General features: G+C 39.0%; 23 protein-coding genes. 9 read left to right on the forward strand and 14 right to left on the reverse strand.

All coding sequences use genetic code 11. The annotated features are described in order from the left end of the window. Positions 1-15 precede the first annotated feature (15 nt). On the forward strand, positions 16-576 hold the full coding sequence (locus MMO38_RS07230; protein WP_241323093.1) for a tetratricopeptide repeat protein: 561 nt from the start codon (positions 16-18) through the stop codon (positions 574-576). Positions 577-584: 8 nt separating this feature from the next. On the opposite strand, the gene MMO38_RS07235 is transcribed toward MMO38_RS07230, so the two are convergent. Beyond that, entirely contained in the window at positions 585-1,496 is a 912-nt protein-coding gene (locus MMO38_RS07235; protein WP_241323094.1) for a thiamine phosphate synthase, read from the reverse strand. A gap of 177 nt (positions 1,497-1,673) precedes the next feature. Between MMO38_RS07235 and MMO38_RS07240 the strand changes: the two genes are divergently transcribed. Next, positions 1,674-1,844 carry a hemin uptake protein HemP gene (locus tag MMO38_RS07240; protein WP_004670732.1) on the forward strand — a complete coding sequence of 57 codons (171 nt, stop codon included), beginning with the start codon at positions 1,674-1,676 and terminating at the stop codon, positions 1,842-1,844. Positions 1,845-1,927: 83 nt separating this feature from the next. Here MMO38_RS07240 and MMO38_RS07245 read toward each other — a convergent pair whose 3' ends face one another. Both MMO38_RS07245 and tsaA read right to left on the reverse strand, forming a co-directional pair. Further along, a complete protein-coding gene (locus MMO38_RS07245) occupies positions 1,928-3,706 on the reverse strand; it encodes a GspE/PulE family protein (RefSeq protein WP_241323181.1) in 1,779 nt (592 codons plus the stop codon). A 43-nt stretch (positions 3,707-3,749) separates the two neighbouring features. Next, complete coding sequence (tsaA, locus tag MMO38_RS07250; protein ID WP_241323095.1) at positions 3,750-4,490, reverse strand: tRNA (N6-threonylcarbamoyladenosine(37)-N6)-methyltransferase TrmO; 741 nt, start codon at positions 4,488-4,490, stop codon at positions 3,750-3,752. 100 nt (positions 4,491-4,590) lie between these two features. On the opposite strand from tsaA, the gene MMO38_RS07255 reads away from it, so the two are divergent. After that, positions 4,591-5,370, forward strand: a complete 780-nt coding sequence (locus MMO38_RS07255) for a ferredoxin--NADP reductase (protein WP_005197395.1) — start codon at positions 4,591-4,593, stop codon at positions 5,368-5,370. A 98-nt stretch (positions 5,371-5,468) separates the two neighbouring features. On the opposite strand, the gene MMO38_RS07260 is transcribed toward MMO38_RS07255, so the two are convergent. After that, a complete protein-coding gene (locus tag MMO38_RS07260) occupies positions 5,469-6,029 on the reverse strand; it encodes a TetR/AcrR family transcriptional regulator (RefSeq protein ID WP_005197396.1) in 561 nt (186 codons plus the stop codon). A gap of 451 nt (positions 6,030-6,480) precedes the next feature. On the opposite strand from MMO38_RS07260, the gene MMO38_RS07265 reads away from it, so the two are divergent. Then, complete coding sequence (locus tag MMO38_RS07265) at positions 6,481-7,341, forward strand: hypothetical protein (RefSeq protein WP_241323096.1); 861 nt, start codon at positions 6,481-6,483, stop codon at positions 7,339-7,341. A 61-nt stretch (positions 7,342-7,402) separates the two neighbouring features. On the opposite strand, the gene MMO38_RS07270 is transcribed toward MMO38_RS07265, so the two are convergent. Further along, positions 7,403-8,281, reverse strand: a complete 879-nt coding sequence (locus MMO38_RS07270) for an NAD(P)/FAD-dependent oxidoreductase (RefSeq protein WP_241323097.1) — start codon at positions 8,279-8,281, stop codon at positions 7,403-7,405. A gap of 107 nt (positions 8,282-8,388) precedes the next feature. Here MMO38_RS07270 and MMO38_RS07275 point away from each other — a divergent pair, with 107 nt between their 5' ends. Continuing rightward, positions 8,389-8,844 (forward strand): Rrf2 family transcriptional regulator, encoded by a 456-nt coding sequence (locus MMO38_RS07275; protein ID WP_005197402.1) that lies wholly within the window; start codon positions 8,389-8,391, stop codon positions 8,842-8,844. Positions 8,845-8,960: 116 nt separating this feature from the next. Then, on the forward strand, positions 8,961-9,416 hold the full coding sequence (locus MMO38_RS07280) for a DUF441 domain-containing protein (protein ID WP_004670724.1): 456 nt from the start codon (positions 8,961-8,963) through the stop codon (positions 9,414-9,416). A 96-nt stretch (positions 9,417-9,512) separates the two neighbouring features. Here the strand turns inward: MMO38_RS07280 and MMO38_RS07285 are convergent, their stop codons facing one another. Further along, entirely contained in the window at positions 9,513-10,433 is a 921-nt protein-coding gene (locus MMO38_RS07285; RefSeq protein ID WP_171065287.1) for a LysR family transcriptional regulator, read from the reverse strand. 289 nt (positions 10,434-10,722) lie between these two features. On the opposite strand from MMO38_RS07285, the gene MMO38_RS07290 reads away from it, so the two are divergent. Next, positions 10,723-11,397, forward strand: a complete 675-nt coding sequence (locus MMO38_RS07290) for an epoxyqueuosine reductase QueH (protein ID WP_034595055.1) — start codon at positions 10,723-10,725, stop codon at positions 11,395-11,397. A gap of 74 nt (positions 11,398-11,471) precedes the next feature. Here the strand turns inward: MMO38_RS07290 and MMO38_RS07295 are convergent, their stop codons facing one another. After that, positions 11,472-12,263 carry a DUF4198 domain-containing protein gene (locus MMO38_RS07295; RefSeq protein WP_241323182.1) on the reverse strand — a complete coding sequence of 264 codons (792 nt, stop codon included), beginning with the start codon at positions 12,261-12,263 and terminating at the stop codon, positions 11,472-11,474. A 230-nt stretch (positions 12,264-12,493) separates the two neighbouring features. On the opposite strand from MMO38_RS07295, the gene MMO38_RS07300 reads away from it, so the two are divergent. Further along, on the forward strand, positions 12,494-13,714 hold the full coding sequence (locus tag MMO38_RS07300; protein ID WP_241323098.1) for an MFS transporter: 1,221 nt from the start codon (positions 12,494-12,496) through the stop codon (positions 13,712-13,714). A gap of 44 nt (positions 13,715-13,758) precedes the next feature. Here MMO38_RS07300 and MMO38_RS07305 read toward each other — a convergent pair whose 3' ends face one another. The 6 genes from MMO38_RS07305 to MMO38_RS07330 all read right to left on the reverse strand — a co-directional run bounded on the left by MMO38_RS07305 (position 13,759) and on the right by MMO38_RS07330 (position 19,391). Beyond that, positions 13,759-14,709: an ABC transporter substrate-binding protein gene (locus MMO38_RS07305; protein WP_241323099.1), complete on the reverse strand. Its 951-nt coding sequence runs from the start codon at positions 14,707-14,709 to the stop codon at positions 13,759-13,761. A gap of 9 nt (positions 14,710-14,718) precedes the next feature. Then, positions 14,719-15,483 (reverse strand): ATP-binding cassette domain-containing protein, encoded by a 765-nt coding sequence (locus tag MMO38_RS07310; protein WP_241323100.1) that lies wholly within the window; start codon positions 15,481-15,483, stop codon positions 14,719-14,721. Continuing rightward, positions 15,474-16,430 carry an iron chelate uptake ABC transporter family permease subunit gene (locus MMO38_RS07315; protein ID WP_241323101.1) on the reverse strand — a complete coding sequence of 319 codons (957 nt, stop codon included), beginning with the start codon at positions 16,428-16,430 and terminating at the stop codon, positions 15,474-15,476. The genes MMO38_RS07310 and MMO38_RS07315 overlap by 10 nt, the downstream gene beginning before the upstream one ends. Then, entirely contained in the window at positions 16,423-17,376 is a 954-nt protein-coding gene (locus tag MMO38_RS07320) for an iron chelate uptake ABC transporter family permease subunit (RefSeq protein WP_005197418.1), read from the reverse strand. Before MMO38_RS07320 ends, MMO38_RS07315 begins: the two co-directional genes overlap by 8 nt. Positions 17,377-17,693: 317 nt before the next feature. Beyond that, positions 17,694-18,311 carry a LysE family translocator gene (locus MMO38_RS07325; protein WP_241323102.1) on the reverse strand — a complete coding sequence of 206 codons (618 nt, stop codon included), beginning with the start codon at positions 18,309-18,311 and terminating at the stop codon, positions 17,694-17,696. Positions 18,312-18,401: 90 nt separating this feature from the next. Next, entirely contained in the window at positions 18,402-19,391 is a 990-nt protein-coding gene (locus tag MMO38_RS07330) for an ion transporter (RefSeq protein ID WP_241323103.1), read from the reverse strand. 314 nt (positions 19,392-19,705) lie between these two features. On the opposite strand from MMO38_RS07330, the gene MMO38_RS07335 reads away from it, so the two are divergent. Further along, positions 19,706-21,163 (forward strand): DASS family sodium-coupled anion symporter, encoded by a 1,458-nt coding sequence (locus tag MMO38_RS07335; protein WP_241323104.1) that lies wholly within the window; start codon positions 19,706-19,708, stop codon positions 21,161-21,163. A gap of 51 nt (positions 21,164-21,214) precedes the next feature. Here MMO38_RS07335 and MMO38_RS07340 read toward each other — a convergent pair whose 3' ends face one another. After that, positions 21,215-21,679, reverse strand: a complete 465-nt coding sequence (locus tag MMO38_RS07340) for a hypothetical protein (protein ID WP_241323105.1) — start codon at positions 21,677-21,679, stop codon at positions 21,215-21,217. Between the last annotated feature and the right edge of the window lie 37 nt (positions 21,680-21,716).

Here is a 21,716-nt window from a genome sequence, read left to right on the forward strand (position 1 = left end):
AAAGGATGATTGGACATGATTAAGAAAGCAACGTTTGCTATTGGGATACTGGTACTCACTGGTTGTACGACAACACCAGAGCGCCCAGCACCTCAAACACCACCGCCGAAGGCAACTGATAGCCAGAAGAAGGTTACGCCACCTTCTTCTGGCGTCAAAATCACGCCTTATGAGCAAAAAGAGATTAAACGACAAACTGTTCCAGTTATCGTTGTACCTGAACAGAAAGTTCAACAAAAATTTAGTAATGACGGCTCTCAGCTACCGGCTTTTAGAACGCTAATGCAAAAAACCCAAACAGCGTATAAGCAAAAGCAATTTGCGGATGCAGAACGTTTTGCACTTCAAGCGCAACGCATCGCACCACAAGCTGCGGAAACCTATTTATATTTGGGATTAATCGCGGATCAGCGTAAACAGTATGCCAATGCAGAAGCACTGGCTCGCCGTGGTTTAAGTTATGCTCAAAGCAATAACATGAAGAAGCAACTCTGGTTAATCGTGTTGCGTGCCAGCGAAGCACGCAACCACCCTGTAAAAGCCCAAGAAGCGAGAAGAGCGATTCAGGCGCTTTAAGCAGCGATTCAATTTATTGATTCAAACTGGCGAATTCCAGCAAGCCCATAAGCATTATGTTTTTGGGCTTTTTCTAAATCTTCGGGCGCAACACCACCCAAAGCAAACACTGGAATATCACTATTTTTGGCTAACTGCTCAAAACCACTCCACCCTAACACTTTCGCATCAGGGTGCGTATCCGTTGAATTTACAGCGCTTAAGAACACCGCATCACAACCAATTTGCTGAGCATGTTGTAAAGACACCGCATCGTGACAAGCAGCAATCAAACGCTTTCCGATAGGTAATTCAGCTTTTTTTAAACTCAATAATTGTGATTGTTTTAGATGAATCGTTTGTATTTTAGTTAGAATGACGGCATCCAACTGCTGCCAAATATCAAAATTCAGGATTAATTTTGCAAGTTGCTCATCCGATAAAGCCAATAATTGCGCTTCAATTTGATCAACATCTTGCGGCTGTATACGCCAATACAACAAACAATCACTTTCAGGCATCGCAGTTAATTGTTCACTGATTTTAATCAAATGTGGCCACACTAACCTTTGAATTATCGCAGCATTTGCTTTTGGAAAGTTGAGATCTGATAACTGATCTCGACTATACCAAGTCCATGGTTGATGAATCAGATCAAGTAGCTCATCAGGGACATATGCATGAAATAAATGTAAATGAACAATCACATCCTCATATTCATGTCTTATCACATCAAAAACATGCCAGTTTTTTATGCCTATGCCGACTTCTTCGTATATTTCACGACGACATGCTTGCTCAGGTGTTTCACCCGCTTCAACTTTACCACCAGGGAGCTCATGTTTATTGCCTTGATGTTGATTTTCCTGTCGCCATCCCACCAACACTTTTGACCTATGTAATAAAATTGCGATCGCAACCTCAATTGTATTCTTTGACATCAAAGTCTTATATCCCTCATCTATATGCAGCAATTTTAAGTAATTTGTTAAGCCTTTCACACTTGCAAAATAAAAATAATAAATGATTTTGTAAATAGTCAAAAATTTACGTTGACAGGCTTATTCGATAATGATTATCATTTAAAACATTAAAAGACATACCACGGAGTATAACAAATGAACGCACCATTCAGCCTTTTTACACGCAGCACAGATTCAGCACAATCATTACCAATGCTGCACTCGAACAACCTTTTTGCCTTAGGACGTGAAATACGCATCATGCATGCTGGAGAAGAATATCGCTTACGCTTGACTCGAAATAATCGCCTGATTTTAACCAAGTAATATAATAAAAATCAGAGAATAAAAAAACGTGGGAATAGCAGTATGTCAGCGCGTACTGCTTTTTTTTGCTTGAAATAATAGTATTAATTTAAAGGAACAACTCTCAGCACTTCCTCTAAAGTCGTTACACCCTCTATGACTTTGCGTGCCCCCGCGATTCTTAAAGGTTCAACCCCTTCTTTTTTCGCTTGAGCTTTCAAATCATTTAATGTGCCATTTGCACTAATCTGTGTTTTCAACTCCAAACTTACAGGCATAAACTCATAAATACCCACTCGCCCTTTATAGCCAGTCTGGCGGCATACCTCACAACCGACAGCTTTATACATGGTCGCTGGCATATCCATAATATAGTCGAATGTTAAGTGTTCCCATTCCTGCTCATTGATTGCGGTTTCTTGTTTGCAGTGTGGACACAGTTGACGCACTAAACGCTGTGCAAGCACACCAAGAATCGTGGCTGCGGTTAAGAATGGCTGTACACCCAAATCATGTAAGCGGGTTAAGCTTGATGGTGCATCATTGGTATGTAGTGTTGATAATACCAAATGCCCGGTTAATGCAGCTTGAATTGCCATATTGGCGGTATCATGGTCACGAATTTCCCCGACCATAATAATATCGGGGTCTTGACGCATTAGGGCACGAACCCCATCGGCAAAGCCCAGTTCAATATTGGGATTTACCTGCATTTGGTTAAAGCTCGGCTCAAGCATTTCAATCGGGTCTTCAATGGTACAGACATTGACTTGTTCGGTTGCAAGCTGTTTGAGAGAAGAATACAGCGTCGTGGTTTTACCTGAGCCTGTAGGCCCCGTCACCAAGATAATACCGTGACTGTGCTGTGTGAGTTGCTGCCAACTTTGTAATAAATGCCCCTCAAAACCCAATTGCTGAAAACTGCGAACCAAGACTTCTGGATCAAAAATCCGCATCACCAACTTTTCGCCAAATGCAGTAGGCAAAGTTGAAAGACGGAGTTCAGTTTCTTGCCCTTTCGGTGTTCGTGTTTTTAAACGGCCATCTTGAGGTTTTCGTTTTTCAGCGACATTCATTCGCCCTAAGATTTTGATACGCGAAATCACGGCGGTCAGTGTATTTGCAGGCATATTATAAATGGTGTGCAAAACCCCATCGATACGAAAACGCACCTTGCCTTTGTCTTTTCTTGGTTCTAAGTGAATATCGCTCGCGCCCTGTTCAAAGGCAAATTGCAGCACCCAATCCACCAGCTTGACAATATGTTGATCATTCGCATCAGGGGTTTGCGTATCCCCTAACTGTAATAGCGCCTCTACGCCTTTATTATCACGATCAAAAGCGCTGGTATTTTGTGACGAATTTACAGCACGACTGACTTGATAATATTCGTGTAAATATCGTTGTAGTTGTTCAGGATTTAATAAAACTCGCTCAATCTTTTTAGGCGCCAAACTACGCTGTAAGTTATTTTCCCATTCCGATGTAAAGGGCTGATCCGTACCAATCAAAATACGATCAGCATGTACTTCAACAGCCAAAATATCATTTCTAACAGCGAATTCTTGCGACATCACACTGGTTAAAGCAGCAACATCCGCTTTTAATGGATCAATCACAAACATGGGCAAAGCCGCTTTTTCCGCCAACCACTGACACAAACGATGCAGAGTTAGCGTTGCAGCAGGACTTAACTGATCTTTTAAATTAAAATTGGCAATCCATTGTAAGGGATGCCATTTCAATTGTTCTTTTTGACGATGTGTGGTTTGGATTAACAACTTATCTCGTTCAGTAATACGACCATCTTTTTGCAGTTGCTCTAAGCACCAAGTCACATCAATCGTAAAAGAAAAGTTCGTAAATTTTGCCTCAGCTTGCATGACCGTAATTTCCCCAAATTTATGAATCATTTATATTTTTAAATTAAATTATATTGGACTGCTCTACACTCACCACTGTGACATTCTTTTCATCGACTGTAAAACGAATATTCAAGTGAGCGAAACACATCCCATACACCCGCTCAGTATCTTCTTGATACGCTGGACGAGGATCTAAAGATAACACTTGTTCAAGTTCATCCAATATCTTTTTATCTAGAATAGCCTGATTTAACAGTTGTTTTTGCTGTAGCGAAGCAGTTTCTGCCCAAATGACATTCTTACGGATCGGCTCATCTTGTGCATAACCACTGATCGAGTCTTCAATTGCATCTGAATATTGAATATAAGGTTTAATATCAAAAATTGGGGTGCCATGTAATAAATCACTACCTGTGACGTACAAACGAATCACTTTGCCGTGCTTTTCAACACGAAGAAAACGAACCACAGACAAACCGATTGGCGATGGCCGATACATACTTCTGGTCGCAAAAACACCTATTTTTTGGTTGCCCCCGAGACGCGGCGGACGGACTTGTGCACGAAATTTAGCCGTTTGATTCGGAGCACTATCATTTTGTTTATTTTCATGAAACTGCCACAGCAACCACAAATGACTAAAGTCATCTATGCCCTCAAATGCCAAAATCTCATTATAAGGTTCAACCATCTCTATGTACGACTCGATTTGCACCAAGTTCGGCTGCCTTGGGATGCCAAATTTCTCACGATAAGGAGAATGCATATAACCGATTATCGGCATCATTACAGAGTTACTCATCACTTTTTCTGATAAACACAATTAAATATATTCAGTTTATCGAGAATGATTTTAGATTAGAATAGCAATCTGTTTCTTTTATATGTGATCGAGACCTTTAATGGCTGCTTTTAACGTTGAACGCATTACTCATGTTCACCACTGGAATGACACTCTTTTCAGCTTTAAAACAACACGCGATACGAGCCTACGTTTTAAAAATGGTCAGTTCGTGATGATCGGACTTGAAGTGAATGGCAAGCCTTTAATGCGTGCTTATTCGATCGCAAGTGCGAATTATGAAGAAGAGTTAGAATTCTTCTCAATTAAAGTCCAAGACGGTCCATTGACCTCGATCTTACAAAAAGTACAAGTGGGCGATGAAATCCTGATTTCTAAAAAACCAACAGGTACTTTAGTACACGATGATTTGCTACCAGGTAAAAATTTATATCTTTTATCTTCTGGTACTGGACTTGCGCCATTCCTTTCTCTGCTTCGTGATCCAGAAACTTACGAAAAGTTTGAGAAAGTGATCATGGTACATGGTACGCGTTATATTTCAGAACTTGCTTACCAAGACTTAATCTTAAATGAGCTTCCGAATCACGAGTTCTTTGAAGAGTTAGGCATCAAAGACAAATTGATTTATTACCCAACCGTAACACGCGAACCGTTCCACACTCAAGGTCGTGTAACTACAGCGATTGAGACTGGTGAACTGTTTGAAAAAATCGGTTTACCTCGTTTTAATCGTGAAACTGACCGTGCAATGCTATGTGGTAGTCCAGCTTTCCTAAAAGATGTGGCTGCGCTACTTGATCAGCATGGTTTAGTCGAATCACCACGTATGGGTGTTATGGGCGATTATGTGATCGAACGTGCATTTGTTGAAAAGTAATTTTCAGATGAGATCTAAAAGAAACCGAGTCAATTGACTCGGTTTCTTTTATTTAGCTTAAATTCATGAAAAATAAAAAATCAGTTAAAAATGATGACTTAGGCTGCATCCAAAGTAATTAATCGTTCAATATAAGACCAACATTCTTCAATTTCAGTATGATCTTTGCTTACTTTTGCATAAGCTGTCATGCCATCTAAAATATTTATATACATAGATGTCATTACATGCGGTTGGTCAACCTTTGCCTTTTCGAACAAATCCTCAAGCAATCCCATTAACCATTCTCTATACGCCACAATTGGACCGATAATGGATGGGTATTGTTGTAAGATTTCCAGTGATGCTTTTTGAAACATGCATCCATGAAAGTCATCGGAATTGAACCAACCTAAGTGCCAAAAATAGACGGCTTTAATTTTACCCAAGTAATCATCTTCTTTGAGTAAGTTAATTTCTTGCTCAATCGCTTCTTGAATACTTTTATTTCTTCGAGATAAACACTCCTCGATCAAATTTTCTTTGGAAGGAAAGTATTTATAGAACGTCATTTTTGCAACGTTGGATTCAGCAATAATTCGATCTACGCCTACCGAACTGAAACTATGACGATTAAAGAGGTTTAGAGCCGTTGCAATAATATCTTCTTTTTTTGACATATTATTATCCTTTTTAGAATTCTTTAAAAAAAATTAATGTATTATTTAGGCATGGTTTATAAGCTGGACAATTCTGGCAACCATGCTTTTTCATATTATTTTAAGATCATTACAGAAAATATAAGTTTTTCCTTATTACCTCTCTTATAAATTAAGCAAAAATGAGGTTATAAACAAGCTGATTTGTAAAAAAATCTTTCTATTTCTAAAAAAATTAAAATATATTGTGCATTAATTCACCTTTTAGTGCAATTTTGATTAATTATCAACCTAAATTGAGATTATTTAGCTTATTGAAAAAATTGATTTCACAAAAAATTCATCTTATATTTAATTTATCCAATAAAAATATCTTTGGTTGGGCCAATAGTTATATTCATAAGCAACCAAAAAAATCGAACTATACCATTGGAAAAGCAATAATATTTATTAATTCATTGAGTAAAAAACTATGCCAAAAAAATTTGAAAACTTTGACAACCCTAGACAGAAAGCTATAGACGGAATGAAAAATAGTATTTCTGCCGATGCATGGAACAACAATTTGAATTTTCTGAAGACATTAAGAGCAGAAATTTCAAATCATCCAGTATCTAAACATCCTGCAATCCAACTTCTAAATGACGGTTTAATTGATAAGGAGACCTTAAAACACATTCATTTAGAATATCGCCATGCAATCGTACAGGTATTTACCGATGCTTTGCTAATGGCGCAATTCCAAACAAAACAATTAGAACCTCGACTATTATCTGGTTCCAAAATGTATCCTCGTTTTTTATTAAATCTTAATATATTAGATGAGTTTGGTTTCCGCCCTGCACTCGATAAAGATGAATATTATTCTGGAAATCCAGAATATGCACATTATCCATTATTTGAAGACGTCCTTGATGATTTTGAATTAACTGAAGCGGAACGCAATAACTATTTACCTTCAATCATCGCGCAAAAAGTTCGTGCATATCTAGAAAACTCTTTTGATTGCTATCGTTCAGTTACTGCACTGTTGGCTGTGGCAGAAGAAGAAGTGATTTTATTTAGTCCTGCCTTGCGCCAAGCAACCCATTCGGTTGGCTTTGATGTGAGCAGCGGATATTATCACGTGCATGGTGTATCGCATGATGCAACATCTGAAGCCGCAGACGATGATCATGAGGATGATTTATGGTTTGTCCTTGCTCAAGCATGTACTGAAGCCGACTATGCATCTATTCGTAAAATTTGTTTTGAGTACTGTGATTTATGGCAACAATTTTGGGATGAACAAATTGTGAGCTATCAATATGAAGCGAACAGAAAGTTAGCTTAAATATAAAATCAATCAAAGGTCATCTCCATATTTTTCATGGAAAATGACCTTTAAATTTTAATTAAAATATCAGTGATCGATGTGCTGCCACACCCGCCATTGTTCCATCCCCAACAGCAAGTGACACAGAACCACCCAATCTAGCCACATCACCGCAGGCAAAAACACCAGCCACGGATGTTTCTTTTAGCGCATTGGTCTTAATCACCTCACCCATTACATTTTTCTCTATTTCACAGCCTAAATGTGCTATCCAGTCTTGTGAAATTAAACATTGAGTTGTGACAAAAATACCATCCATTGAAAGATGCTCTTCATTTTCAAGAATAATCTCACTTTGTCCCACGATTTCCTTAATGATTCGTTGTTCAATAATGACACCGCGCTCAATAAGTTGTGCTTGTATTTCTGCCTCGATTTTTTGTCCATTTAAAAAGAAAGTCACACTCCCCCATTCAGGCAACATCATTGCCATGTGCGCAGCATTTTCTGAGCTGGCAATAAGACCAATACGTCCTTGGTTGAGTTCATAGCCATGACAATAAGGACAATGAAAAATACTTTTGCCCCAACGCTCCGCAAGTCCTTTGATTTCAGGTGGTTGATCTTTCACACCTGTTGCTACAATGATCTTTTTAGCGCTGACTGCATGTGTTCCATCAATACAAAGATGGAAGTTATCTTCTTTCCGTTCAATCCGTTTGACGAATCCATCCATCCAATCTACAGTTTTATACTGAAGTAATTGTTGCTTTCCGATCTGAGCTATTTCACTCGCTGCAGTACCATCTTGCGTGAGAAATCCATGTGAATGATCTGCAAAACGATTTCTGCGCTGCCCTGCATCGATGACCACCACACGCCTTCTCGCTCGTCCTAAAGGTAACGCTGCCGCTAAGCCCGCATAACTCCCTCCAATGATTGCAACATCATAATTCATTTCAACACCATTAAGTAACTTTTAAAGTTACATTAATACTTTTCATTTATATTTGCAACTTTTAATGTTACATTAATAATCCATTTCAACATTTGATTTTTTATCTTATGCGTATCGACAGCAAGCTTTCTCGTATGCTTCATGTACTGCTTCACATGGCCAGACAGAATAAAATTTTTACTTCGGAAGAGATCGCCAATATGCTATCAACCAATGCAGTGGTCGTTAGACGCACGATGGCTGGATTGAAAACCGCTGGTTTTATCCAATCAGAAAAAGGACCTAAGGGTGGTTGGCATCTTATCGCCGATTTAGAGAAAATTACTTTACTAGATATTTATAATGCAGTGGGTGAGCCAACAATTTTTGCTATGGGTAATGAAAGACAAAATCCAGAGTGTGGTGTCGAACGTGTTGTAAATGCAGCCTTAGAAGATGCAATGCAACAGGCACAAAATATTCTTTTAGCAAAATTAAAAGCAACGACACTTGCTGACCTTGCATACGAGTTTGATCAACTTTATCAAGCAAAAATGCACGACCACCATGCAGTAAAATCTTAATAACGGCATATTCAAGGTTTTTCACAGGATTCGCTTACTTTGCGATCATGTAATTTATTAAAGAGCAGCCTGATAAATTGCGATACAATTCAACTTTATTTATAAATGACGGCGATATGTTTTCACAACTCGATATCAATCTATTGGTTCTGCTCATCTTACTCGCTGTTGGTGTTTTTAGTCATAATACTGCGGTGACGATAGCAACTGGGGTACTGATACTGGTAAAACTCACACCGTTAGAACAATTTTTCCCTTATATCCAACAACATGGCTTAAACATTGGAATTATTATTCTCACTATCGGCGTGCTTGCGCCTATCGCTAGCGGGAAAATAAGTGGCGAAAATATTTTAAAATCTTTTATCAGTGTGAAGTCTTTAATCGCCATTGCTATCGGATTATTGGTTGCATGGCTGGGAGGCCGTGGTATGAAACTCATGACCAGCCAACCCGATGTCATCGCAGGCTTATTGATCGGAACTGTCGCTGGTGTTGCGTTACTGAGAGGCGTTCCTGTTGGTCCACTTATCGCCGCAGGGATTTTATCTGTTTTTATTGGGAAATCTTAATCTTCGTCGTACATCCATTTTGATAGAAAACAGTCTAATAGGTAGCGTAGAAAAGTTAATTTCATTGACTACATATTCAACAGACGCTTGTTTTAACTATTTTTCATAATAAACAGCTCGCTTCTGCGAAAATTTTTCTAGTTGCTTTAAAAAGCCCTCAAAATAATTCTTTTCTTTATCTTCAGAACGATAGCCAGCATATAAGGTACGTCTTAGCCCTTGAGGTGAAACGCAATCCAAACGACGACTGACCACCCAACCTTTTTGCTCATATTCATTGACCACCCAATCAGGCAAAGCAGCGATCCCTCGCCCACTGGCAACGAGCTGAATTAACATCTGCGTCAAATCGGTGGTTCGAATATGCTTAGGTTGAATATTTGCAGGAATGAACAAATGCGCCATGATGTCCAAACGATGTTTATCGACTGGATAAGTGATTAAGGTTTCTTCTGCCAAATCTTGTACAGAAACATGTTCTGCGCGAACAAAAGGATGTGTGTTAGATAACACCAAGCGTGACTCATATTCAAAGATTGGGAAATACGCGATCCCCTTGAGTGCAATCGGATCTGCCGTAATCAATAAATCAAATTCCGCATTTTGGAGTAATTCATGTGGGTTTGATTCAAAGCCTGCGGCAAAATCCAAGTCAACATCGGGATATTGGTGACGATATTGATTTAACAAAGGCATCAACCAATCAAAACAACTATGACACTCAGATGAGAAGATGATCCGCCCTGTTTGCCCATGTACGATACGTGCAATATCGGTTTGGGTAATTTGCACCTGCGGCAATACATCATCTGCAAGTTTGAGCAAGCGTTCTCCAACATTAGAAAATGTCACTGGGCGGCTACGGCGATTGACCACTTCAATACCATACCAGTGATCAAGCTCTTTGAGTTGATGCGAAATTGCCGAAGGCGTAAGACATAAATCTGCTGCGGCTGCAACCAATGAACCATGCTCTCTTAAAGCAGTCAGTGTTTTTAAATGACGAAGTTCTAGCACGATACGAACCAAAAATTGAATTTAATTCATCTTAACATGAAATTAATGAGCTTGTCTCAACATGAATTTTACCTCGTTATTCTTAAGTAAAATGAATTTTAATAATCTTAAAAAGTTGAATGCATATTCTGTCGATTCAAGCGCATATACTGAGCTATCCGAAACCTTCAAGCGTATTTTTAATTAGAAAAATTCAGTTCAACCTGAGAATATTTCACTTAATTCAAATTCAAGACGATCAGAAAGCTTTTACAATAGGAGATTATTCACTTATTTATCTTTGTTTGCCATGTCTCTTGAACGCCAAAAGCTTACACTGCCTGAAGGTCACGATAAATTATTATTACATTCATGCTGCGCACCTTGTTCAGGTGAAGTCATGGAAACATTAATCGAATCTGGTATCGACTTTTCGATCTTTTTTTATAATCCCAACATCCATCCAGTCAAAGAATATTTGATTCGTAAAGAAGAAAATATTCGTTTTGCAGAAAAGCATAATATTCCGTTTATTGACTGTGACTACGATACCGACAATTGGTTTGCACGCGCCAAAGGTATGGAAGACGAACCTGAGAAAGGCATTCGCTGTACCATGTGTTTTGATATGCGCTTTGAAAGAACTGCACTGTATGCCCATGAACATGGCTTTGGCTTAATTAGTAGTTCGTTGGGTATTTCGCGTTGGAAGAATATGCAGCAAATTAACGACTGTGGTCTTCGAGCCGCATCTCATTATCCCGAAATGCAATATTGGGACTATAACTGGCGTAAAAACGGTGGTGCTGTCAGGATGCTGGAAGTCAGTAAACGTGAAGAATTCTATCAGCAAGAGTATTGTGGCTGTGTTTATTCACTCAGAGATACCAATCGCTGGCGTATGGGCAATGGACGCGATCGCATCAAACTCGGCGTAAAATTCTATAGCAACGCGATGGATGATGAACACAATGAATCAACTTGATGAATAAAACGAAAAGCGGGAAAAGTTTAACTAAAAAAAGGCTAATCCATTCTAAAGATTAGCCTTTCCATTTCTTAATTTACAGACAAACTAATAATGCTATAGAACTGATTATTTGGTTTTTTCTTGCTATCAACCGACTCTGTAACTTCGACTAAATATTCCCCTGCACTTGGGAAAACTAAATCCACTGTACCATCTGTATTTGCTTTTATGGTTTTCGCTTGTTCGTCCGTTGCACCTTTAGCGCGAAGCACAACTTCAGCATTTGCTAAAGGCTGATTCGCTTTCGCAACCTTTACTTTCGCCGTCTGATTCGCTTTTAACTCATTTGGATGAGTTAAAAACTCAACTTGAATCGGCGCTGCAGTTGACTGTACAGGTGAACTTTTCTCTTTTGTGATATAGGTAAATAATGACCATTCACGCGTCACTTCAACTGGGGCAATTTTCTTGCCTTTTAAATCAGCAGGAATCAGATAATCCCGTTCAGCTTTTGCTGGTGCTTTGTCTTCCGCTAAATCAAAAAATAATTTCCATTCTTTTTGGTCTTGCACATACTTTAATGGATAGCTTGCTTTGGTTTGTACGCTATAAGTACCCGCTTCAGGTAATTTCAAATCAAATACTGTAGTAGAACCAAGTTTCGAATCTGGCTCTATCGTACTTTTAACTTGTTTTGGATTTGTGATTTCAAACTTAGGACTTTTTAGCGCATATTCACTGTTCAAGGCTTCTTCAGCATAACCTGCTAAAATTGCGACTTGGGTATTTGTCGTTTGATATGCAACAGGTGCAACATAAGGCTCGTGTGCAGCACTATAACCTGAGATTAAAGCCAATGACGCAATCAATAATTTTTTCACAGTTGTTTCCCATCCATTCATCCACATACTCATTGATTAAGTGTAGTGGTTCAGCCAATTAGTCTATGAAATGCATTATACATAAATGAAAATAATTATCATAAAGATTTAGTATTACTATTTTGATCGACTATTTCATTGTTAGGTTGCATATATAAAATTTGTGTTCTTTTTCACATTTCTGTGATCTGCTCGATATAATATCGTCGCTTTATATGTTTCGAGATCGTATGTCTTCCCCAAGCTCTCCCTCTCTTTCTTCCCCGTCAAAAAACTATTCTTTATTTCTGGTGATTTTTTCACTTGCGATTGGTAGTTTTTGTATTGGCACAACTGAATTTGTTGCAATGGGACTGATCCAAGAAATAGCCACAGATTTAAATGTCAGTGTTCCCCATGCAGGCTATTTCATCAGTGCTTATGCGCTCGGCGTGATGGTTGGTGCACCCATTATTGCGATCTTAGGCGCTAAAGTCCCACGTAAAACATTATTGCTAGGTTTAATGCTGTTTTACGGTTTGGCAAATGCAGCTACAGTGTTCGCAACCACATCAGAAACCATGCTCGTTTCACGTTTTATTGCTGGTTTTCCACATGGTGCTTACTTTGGTGTTGCTGCGCTAGTCGCAGCCGAGTTAGCAGGTAAGCAACGTCGTGCGATTGCAATTGCCCAAGTAATGATGGGTTTAACCATTGCCAATGTGATTGGTGTACCCATCGCAACATGGCTCGGTCAACAATTCGGCTGGAAAACTGGTTTTGAATTTTCTGCTGTCATTGCCTTTATTACCTTGATCGGCATCGGTCTTTTTGTGCCCAATATTCGCCCACAAAAAACGGCAAGTATTCGAGCAGAATTGAAAGGCTTAAAAAATATCAATATGTGGCTCACCCTAGCAGTTGGTGCGATTGGTTTTGGCGGCATGTTTTCCGTTTATAGTTACGTCTCCCCAATCCTCACTGAATATACACATGCCGATATTTCCGTTGTTCCAATTGCATTGGCGATCTGGGGCGTGGGTATGGTGATTGGTGGCTTGGTTGCTGGTTGGCTCGCAGATCGGCATTTGTTTAAAACCATGATTGGGATTTTAATCAGTTCCGCACTCACCTTCGTGCTCGCCAGTTTTATGATGGCAAATCTATATACGGCTATCGCAGCCTTATTTTTGATTGGTTTTACGGTGATTGGTTTAGGCAGTGCCTTACAAACGCATTTAATGGATATTGCAGGTGATGCACAAACATTAGCTGCATCGTTGAATCACTCAGCCTTCAACCTAGCCAATGCTTTAGGCGCTTTTTTAGGTGGATGGGTACTGAGCCATAATATGGGTTGGTTAGCACCGATTTGGGTGGGGTTCGTACTCAGTTTAGGCGGTTTGGTGATTTTATTAATCGCCTTGGCTTATGCAAAATACACTGATAAAAAAGAATCTGTCGTTGCTTAACGACAGATTCTTCTCAATAGAATACAAGGCGTCATCACTAAATGTTATTTCACAACATCAGCTACTTCTTTTAACATCGCCTGCATACCACCCAAACCATTATTCATTAAATACCAGTTGCTCGAATCCAAATAAACAATATTGCCATTCTTCGCCGCTTTGGATTGATTGACAATATTGTTATTTAACACACGTTTTGCACCCTCTTGATTGCCCGTGATTGCAGCACCACGATCAATTACGAATAAATAGTCTGGATCTTTCTGGGCAATGAACTCATGTGAAATAGCCATCCCATGCAAGCCCACTTTAATCGAAGCATCTGCTGGGGTAAAACCGTATAAATCATGGATATTACCAAACCGTGAACCTGAACCGTAGGCAGCAATCTTGCTATTATTCACCAAGATCACCAATGCAGTTTTACCTTTGGTTTTTGCTTTTAATGCTGCAATGTCTTGCTCCAAGGTTTTTAATTGTTGTTCTGCCTCAGGTTTTTTGCCGACCATTTCTGCAATATTCAAGGTTTGTTGTTTAAACGAATTAAACTGATCGTTGTAATCCACGTCTACAAAATAAGTTGGTGCAATTTGTTTAATCTGATTCACCAGATTTTCCATACGCCCACTCATCAAGATCAACTCAGGCTGACTACCCGCAATTTTTTCCAGATTTGGCTCTTTTACTGTGCCAACATCCAGATATTGACCATCACTAAAGTTTTGTAGCACCGCAGGTAACGGCGTACCTTTGGGTAAAGCAACCACTTTGTCATCTGCCCCAAGTGTATGAATGGTATTCAGGGCGTTGGTATCTAATACCGCAATACGTGACAAAGTAGATGGAATCGAAATCTGACCCGCTTTACTGCTAAAACTCATCATCTCATGTGAATTAGTTGTTCCTTCCTTTGCGGCAGAAGGTTCATTTGAATGACCACATGCAGCCAATACTGCACTCAACATCATGATCGGCAACGTCTTTTTGAACAGCATAACGGACTCCTAACTAATAAAATACAAACCTAATTTGTGTTGCTGAATTTGTTGAATCGGGATATGAAAATCAAAGATCGCTTCTAAAGTTATTTCATTCATGATCTGCTGTGGATGCCCTTGATAGACCAACTCACCATTTTTCATTGCAATAATGTGATCGGCATACACTGAGGCAAAGTTAATATCATGAATCACCACAATGATGGATTTGCCATGATTTTCAGCAAGATCTTTCAGCACACGCATAATTTGCGCAGAATGCTTCATATCTAAGTTGTTCAACGGCTCATCCAATAAGATATATTCGGTGTCCTGTGCCAGAATCATCGCAATGTAGGCACGTTGGCGTTGTCCACCTGACAACTCACTTAGCTGACGATGACGCATCGATTGCAGATCCATATAAGCAATGGAGCGATCAATAATTTCGTGGTCTTGCTTGGTCAAACGCCCCTGTGAATACGGAAAACGACCAAATGCCACCAAATCCTCAATACTCAGACGCAATTCGGTATGATTGGACTGTTTTAAAATCGCCATTTTTTTGGCGATATCCGCACTTTTCATGTCTTGTAAATCCTGACCATCCAGCATGACCTGCCCTTGATCTGCATCAATCAAACGACTCATGATGGAAAGCAGCGTACTTTTACCTGCACCATTGGGTCCAATAAATGCAGTAAATTGACCTTTGGCAATCGTGAGTGAGACATGATTGACGACGCACTGTTGATGATAGCTTTTTCGTAAATTCTTCAGCTCTATTGCCATTTTTTATTTTCCTTCAATAAAATCCAGAAGAAATAAATTCCACCGACAAAGTTGATAATGACGCTCAATGTGGTTTTGAAATTCAGTACATGTAATACGATAAATTGACCGAGCATGAGACAAAGCACACTCACTAAAATAATGCCGATCAGTAAAATATGATGCTGATGGGTTTTAAACAGTTCCAACGTGATATTGAGTACCAATAAACCAAGGAACATCATTGGACCTGCGAGTGCTGTTGCAGATGCAAGTGCAAACACCACTAAAACCAGTAACAACCGACTGGTTTTGTCATAGTCCAGTCCAAGATTTAATGCATGATCTCGTCCCAACGCCATCACATTCAGCTTGTGATAATGTCTAAAACTGTAAAAAAGAATGGGGAGAATTGTCAGTAAAGATAGTGAAACCGTTTCCATTTTCACGACATTAAAACTGGCGAACCCAGCATAAGCGGCAACCTGAAACTCATCAGGATCGAGTAACACCTGAAAAAAGGTCGTCATGTTGTCAAATAGAGTCGAACAAATCAGACCAACCAACAGCAAAAAATAAATATTTTGTTGTGCAACTTTCTGAAAAATGAAGCGATAAAGTAATAAAGCAAAAGTCACCATTAACAACAAACTGATCAAATAATCAGTCACAAAGTTAAGCGACAATAACGTACTCGCACCAAAAAAATAAATAATTGCAGTTTTAGATAATTCGTATAATTTATCCAAACCTAAGGCTTGTGGTGTGACCACGCGATTATTCACAATCGTATGAAAAACCAAAGTTGAAACACCAACAGCAACACCTGCAACGACAATTGCAGCAACCGTTCTTAAACGCAGTCCCAGTGCATACTGCCATGCGATCCCGAGATTCCAACCGAGATATAATCCAATGCTAACCAATACAGCAATCGCAAGCACAACCAGCTTCGTCGTGTTATGCATAACGATACCTCCTGAGTAATAACCACAGGAAGATCACGCTACCGACCACACCCATTATGAGACTGACAGAGACCTCATACGGATAAATCACCACTCGACCAAAAACATCACAAAGCAAGACCAGCAATGCACCAAGCAATGCCGTATGTGAAAGTGTTTTACGAATATGATCGCCTAAATAAAGGCTCACTAGATTTGGTACGATTAAACCGAGAAATGGAATCGCCCCCACCGTAACAATCACCACACCAGTAATCACCGAGATCAGCAGCAAACCTAAAAAAAGTGTCTGTTTATAATTTAAGCCTAGATTCGTTGCAAAATCCTCACCTAAACCCGCCAACACAAAACGATTGGCAAATATATAAATCAGTACCAGTACAGGAATACTTAAATAGATCAATTCATATTGACCATTCAAAATGGTCGAGAAATCCCCCTGTAACCACCCTGCTAAGTTCTGCAACAAATCAAGTTGCAAAGCAATAAAAGTGGTAAATGCAGAAATAATACTGCCAAAAATCATCCCGACTAATGGAACAAATACCGTATCTCGATGCTTTAAGGTGGCAAGGATACTCATAAATGTCATCGCACCAATCAGCGTGACAATGATGGCAAATCCAGTTTTGGCAAAAATGGAAGCACTCGGGAGTAGAATAATCGAAATCAAAACACCTAGCCGCGCACAGTCATATAAACCTGCTGTGGTTGGTGAAACAAAACGGTTCCGACTCAGTGATTGCATAATTAAACCACAAACACTTAGACCAGCACCTGCAACAACAATCGCCATCAAACGTGGTAAGCGACTCGTCCAAAAAAGCTGCCAGTCTTGCGGATTGCCTGCAATCAAACCAGCAATGCTCATGTCCCCAACACCGACGAACAAGGAAATCAATGCCAAAGGAATGAGTAACACAAGTAAATAGCGCCGTTTAATCATGGCGGGAGAATTTCATTTAATAAACAACCTTAAAAAATGCTTAAAAATTACGATAAACATCAAATAAGAAAGTATCATAAATGATAATTATTATTGTTATCTTTTTTTAATTTTTACTAAACCACCAACATCCACATTAAGTTTTATTAAACATTGTTAGGCGACAGTTCTGATTTAAGACATAATTTTAAAACCAGATAAATCGCCATACTTCCCTATGAAATTCAAGCAAATCATTAAAAATTGTCAATAAAATATTAAAATTTGCAGCTTAGACTCTCGAAGATATGGCTAGTTTAGTTAAAGCCTTTAAAAGTTTAGTGGATAAAAAATTGAACTGAATCTTTAATCGGTACAATAACGGAGGCAACCAATAACAATGCCATCGCGGTATTAAACCATTGTACTTTTTGGGGGTGATTTACGATCGTTTTCAACCTTTCCCCCATATACGCCCACACCCCAACACTTGGTATACTCACCAAGCCAAAGATCACACCGATAAAAATAAATTCCACCAATCGACTATTTGCAGAACTATAAGTGGTAATTGCACCCATTGCCATAATCCATGCTTTGGGATTGACCCATTGAAACAACGCTGCGCCAATGAAACTTAATGGTTTATCAACTTTGGTATCGGTTTTAATGCTACCTGCTCGATAGATTTTGTAGGCTAAATACAATAGATAGCTAATACCGACGATTTTTAAGACTTCATAAAGCAAAGGCGAAGAACCAAGTGCAGCACCAATCCCATAACCAACCAGAATCACCATCACACCAAAGCCAAAACCAATCCCTAAAATATGCGGGATGCTTCGTTTTAAGCCAAAATTCAAACCCGAAGCGGCCAACATAATATTATTTGGACCAGGGGTAATTGAAGTTACGGTTGAATAAACAATAAAAGAGAAAAAAGTAAGTAAACTCATAGAGAAAAATAATTCATTTGTTCAAATTTTCACTTACTATAACAGTTAATTCTCTCAACTTTTTATTGATTATTACAATAAAATTGATATTTACTCGGATAACTTTTCACCACAATGTGGACAATAGATTTTTTGTTTCTGTTGGTTTGCTTGCTCTTGTTCTTCTAGTAGCTTTTCCTTAACCAATTGCATAATAATTTCATGGGTTTGCTCTTTGGGTAAGCCAACCCCAATACGAATCTTTTCAATTTCACGTTGATCATGCAATAAATCAAGCCCCCGAATTTGTAACGCTTCGCGAAACTCTTGTTCTAATCGTTGATTCCTTTGATTTAATTCGTTGGCTAGTCCTGATGCCAAAATACCTGCGGGTAATGCCGCAATACCAACACCCAAAATCGTGATCAAAGCGCCTAAGAATCGCCCCATATTGGTCACAGGCGTAACATCGCCATAACCCACCGTCGTTAATGTGACGACTGCCCACCACATGGATTGAGGTATTGAGCTAAACGCTTCTGGTTGTACTTTATTCTCAACCACATACATTGCTGAAGCCGTCATGATGATCATAATGACTAAAATAAAAATAACCGCCTGAAAAGAACCTTTTTCGCGTTGAATGACTCTCAGCAAAATTTGTAAAGAAACAAAATAGCGCGTCAATTTTAATAAACGTAAAAGTCGTAAAATTCGGAGTACACGTAAATCGAAGTTGACGAAGAAGTTTAGATAAGCAGGTAAGATTGCAAGCAGGTCTATGATTGCCCCACCACTTTTCATCCATGCAAAGCGTTGTTTCCATGCGGATGATTCTGGATCTTTTTCTGCAATACTCCATACTCTGAGTAAGTATTCAATTGAAAAAATAGCAATCGATACATTTTCAAATATTTCAAATAAAATTTTATATGGATAAAAAATTGAATCTATCGACTCAAGGATGACTGCAGAGGCATTCGCCACGATCAAAATAATTAAAAAGTAGTTAACACAGCGGCTAAAGCGAGTTTGATAGTCATCATCATGTAGTGTTTTATAAACAAATTGACGTAATTGTTGCCATGAATATAGAGTCATACCGCACTTATAGTGATGTTAACCAAGCTAAAAATGTAACACAGCATCAAACAATTTGATAAATGATTTTGATCTAGATAAATAACTTTCCTAAATCAAACAAAAAAGTGAGTAGATCTTTCATCATTATTTAGCCGTTTTGTATTTATCCCATCGGCAAAATAAAAGGATTTATATAACGTTGAATCTACAAAACTCCCTTTGAATTCTAGTCCCTCACTTTCGATAATCACGTCTTAACGGTTGTTTCTTTAACGATTCATTCATAAAGAACTATAAATTTTATTAAACCCATGATCACAAGGGGAATCCACATGGGATTTAAGCTCCTCCCTACGCTTATTTCTTTATTTATTACATTGATTATTTGGTTCGTTATACCTGTGCCGATAGGTGTCGATCCGAATGCTTGGCATTTATTGGCGATGTTTGTTGGCGTAATCGCTGCAATTATTGGTAAAACCATGCCAATTGGTGCAATCGCGATTATTGCGATCATGCTCGTTGCAGTCACAGGTGTAACCAATGATAGTCCAAGCGGTGCTATTCAAGATGCATTGAGCAGTTTCTCCAATCCTTTGATCTGGTTGATTGGTATCGCAATCATGATTTCGAAAGGTTTACAGAAAACAGGACTTGGCGCTCGCTTAGGCTATTTATTTATCGCAGTATGGGGTAAGAAAACCATTGGTATCGGTTATAGCATGGTCCTTTCTGAGTTAATTCTTGCACCTGTTACTCCGAGTAATACTGCACGTGGCGGTGGGATCATCCATCCTATTGTTCGTGCGATTTCGACTAGCTATGATTCAGATCCCGCCAAAGGAACTGAGAGGCGCATGGGAAAGTATTTAGCCCTTGTCAGCTATCAGGCCAATCCGATTACTTCCGCCATGTTTATCACTGCAACTGCGCCGAACCCTTTAGTTGTTGATCTAGTCGCAAAAGCAACCAATAGTGAAATTTCACTGAGTTGGAGCACTTGGGCACTGGCGATGTTACTCCCCGGTCTAATTGCATTGATCGTGATGCCATTGATTCTGTACTGGATGTATCCACCTGAAGTGAAAGAAACACCCAATGCAGCTCAATTTGCTAAAGATAAATTGAAAGAAATGGGTTCAGTCAGTCGAAATGAAAGCATCATGCTCGGTGTATTTGGTATTTTGCTGTTGTTATGGGCGGGTATCCCAGCCATGATTTTTGGTGCTGCTTGGGCTGTTGATCCAACCACAACTGCATTTATTGGTTTGACATTACTTCTGCTCACTGGTGTGCTAACTTGGGAAGATATTCTGACGCAAAAAAGCGCATGGGATACGATTACTTGGTTCGCCGCTTTGGTGATGATGGCAACTTATTTAAATAAGCTCGGTTTGATTGCTTGGTTCTCAGGTGTATTAGAAAGTGGTATTGGGTCATTAGGTTTAAGCTGGGCACCTGCATGTCTATTGCTGATGCTCGCATATCTATATGCACATTATATGTTTGCAAGTACCACAGCACATATCACTGCGATGTTTGCTGCGTTCTATACCGCAGGGATTGCACTTGGTGCACCGCCGATGTTGTTTGCCTTAATGATGGCAGCGGCTTCAAGCATCATGATGACCTTAACCCATTATGCAACGGGTACATCGCCTGTGGTATTTGGTTCGGGTTACACCACACTGGGTGAATGGTGGAAAGCTGGCTTTGTCATGAGTGTCGTCAATATCATCATCTTTGTGGTGATAGGTGGACTGTGGTGGAAAGTGTTGGGTTATTGGTGATTTAAGAAAACCTGAGGAACATTCAGTTCGAATTGGAATGTTCCTCTAAACTTAAATACCCAAATGTAAAACATAAAAACTATTATTAAAATCAATGACCTTCTGCATAAGCCCTGACAATATTTCAAATTGTCGTATCACTTCACTCTTCTGCATAATGATTTTTTCATAACCTGCGGTATCACGTAAAATACGATCAACATTCTCATTTGGATCAATCACATCATCATATGCGTGAACAAAAGTATATGTGCCTGTTAACGTTAAAACATTCGGCGATAACTTTAAAATATTGACTAGACTAGAAAATAAAATTAGAGCTTCTGTAGCTCCCTCAACATCTATAATAGTCATCGCATGATAATCAAGTCCATATATTCTTTTTTTTAATAAAGGACTATAGGTTGGTAACCATTTTAGATAATCCATAAAATATAGGATTAAATCATCATGGATTGAAACATCGTAAGAAATCCCCCCGATAAGATCACAACAGTCATCGTAAGATGAGTTCATTTTTATTCAATAAAACAAAATCATGTGTAAATGCCAT

The sequence above is a fragment of the Acinetobacter sp. NIPH 1852 genome, from assembly GCF_022549455.1.
Taxonomy (GTDB): Bacteria; Pseudomonadota; Gammaproteobacteria; order Pseudomonadales; family Moraxellaceae; genus Acinetobacter.

Excerpts from the sequence above, each read along its gene's own strand:
- MMO38_RS07230 (WP_241323093.1), top strand. The coding sequence starts at position 16 with ATGATTAAGAAAGCAACGTTTGCTATTGGGATACTGGTACTCACTGGT.
- MMO38_RS07235 (WP_241323094.1), bottom strand. The coding sequence starts at position 1,496 with ATGTCAAAGAATACAATTGAGGTTGCGATCGCAATTTTATTACATAGG.
- MMO38_RS07240 (WP_004670732.1), top strand. The coding sequence starts at position 1,674 with ATGAACGCACCATTCAGCCTTTTTACACGCAGCACAGATTCAGCACAA.
- MMO38_RS07245 (WP_241323181.1), bottom strand. The coding sequence starts at position 3,706 with ATGCAAGCTGAGGCAAAATTTACGAACTTTTCTTTTACGATTGATGTG.
- tsaA (WP_241323095.1), bottom strand. The coding sequence starts at position 4,490 with ATGAGTAACTCTGTAATGATGCCGATAATCGGTTATATGCATTCTCCT.
- MMO38_RS07255 (WP_005197395.1), top strand. The coding sequence starts at position 4,591 with ATGGCTGCTTTTAACGTTGAACGCATTACTCATGTTCACCACTGGAAT.
- MMO38_RS07260 (WP_005197396.1), bottom strand. The coding sequence starts at position 6,029 with ATGTCAAAAAAAGAAGATATTATTGCAACGGCTCTAAACCTCTTTAAT.
- MMO38_RS07265 (WP_241323096.1), top strand. The coding sequence starts at position 6,481 with ATGCCAAAAAAATTTGAAAACTTTGACAACCCTAGACAGAAAGCTATA.
- MMO38_RS07270 (WP_241323097.1), bottom strand. The coding sequence starts at position 8,281 with ATGAATTATGATGTTGCAATCATTGGAGGGAGTTATGCGGGCTTAGCG.
- MMO38_RS07275 (WP_005197402.1), top strand. The coding sequence starts at position 8,389 with ATGCGTATCGACAGCAAGCTTTCTCGTATGCTTCATGTACTGCTTCAC.
- MMO38_RS07280 (WP_004670724.1), top strand. The coding sequence starts at position 8,961 with ATGTTTTCACAACTCGATATCAATCTATTGGTTCTGCTCATCTTACTC.
- MMO38_RS07290 (WP_034595055.1), top strand. The coding sequence starts at position 10,723 with ATGTCTCTTGAACGCCAAAAGCTTACACTGCCTGAAGGTCACGATAAA.
- MMO38_RS07300 (WP_241323098.1), top strand. The coding sequence starts at position 12,494 with ATGTCTTCCCCAAGCTCTCCCTCTCTTTCTTCCCCGTCAAAAAACTAT.
- MMO38_RS07305 (WP_241323099.1), bottom strand. The coding sequence starts at position 14,709 with ATGCTGTTCAAAAAGACGTTGCCGATCATGATGTTGAGTGCAGTATTG.
- MMO38_RS07310 (WP_241323100.1), bottom strand. The coding sequence starts at position 15,483 with ATGGCAATAGAGCTGAAGAATTTACGAAAAAGCTATCATCAACAGTGC.
- MMO38_RS07315 (WP_241323101.1), bottom strand. The coding sequence starts at position 16,430 with ATGCATAACACGACGAAGCTGGTTGTGCTTGCGATTGCTGTATTGGTT.
- MMO38_RS07320 (WP_005197418.1), bottom strand. The coding sequence starts at position 17,376 with ATGATTAAACGGCGCTATTTACTTGTGTTACTCATTCCTTTGGCATTG.
- MMO38_RS07325 (WP_241323102.1), bottom strand. The coding sequence starts at position 18,311 with ATGAGTTTACTTACTTTTTTCTCTTTTATTGTTTATTCAACCGTAACT.
- MMO38_RS07330 (WP_241323103.1), bottom strand. The coding sequence starts at position 19,391 with ATGACTCTATATTCATGGCAACAATTACGTCAATTTGTTTATAAAACA.
- MMO38_RS07335 (WP_241323104.1), top strand. The coding sequence starts at position 19,706 with ATGGGATTTAAGCTCCTCCCTACGCTTATTTCTTTATTTATTACATTG.
- MMO38_RS07340 (WP_241323105.1), bottom strand. The coding sequence starts at position 21,679 with ATGAACTCATCTTACGATGACTGTTGTGATCTTATCGGGGGGATTTCT.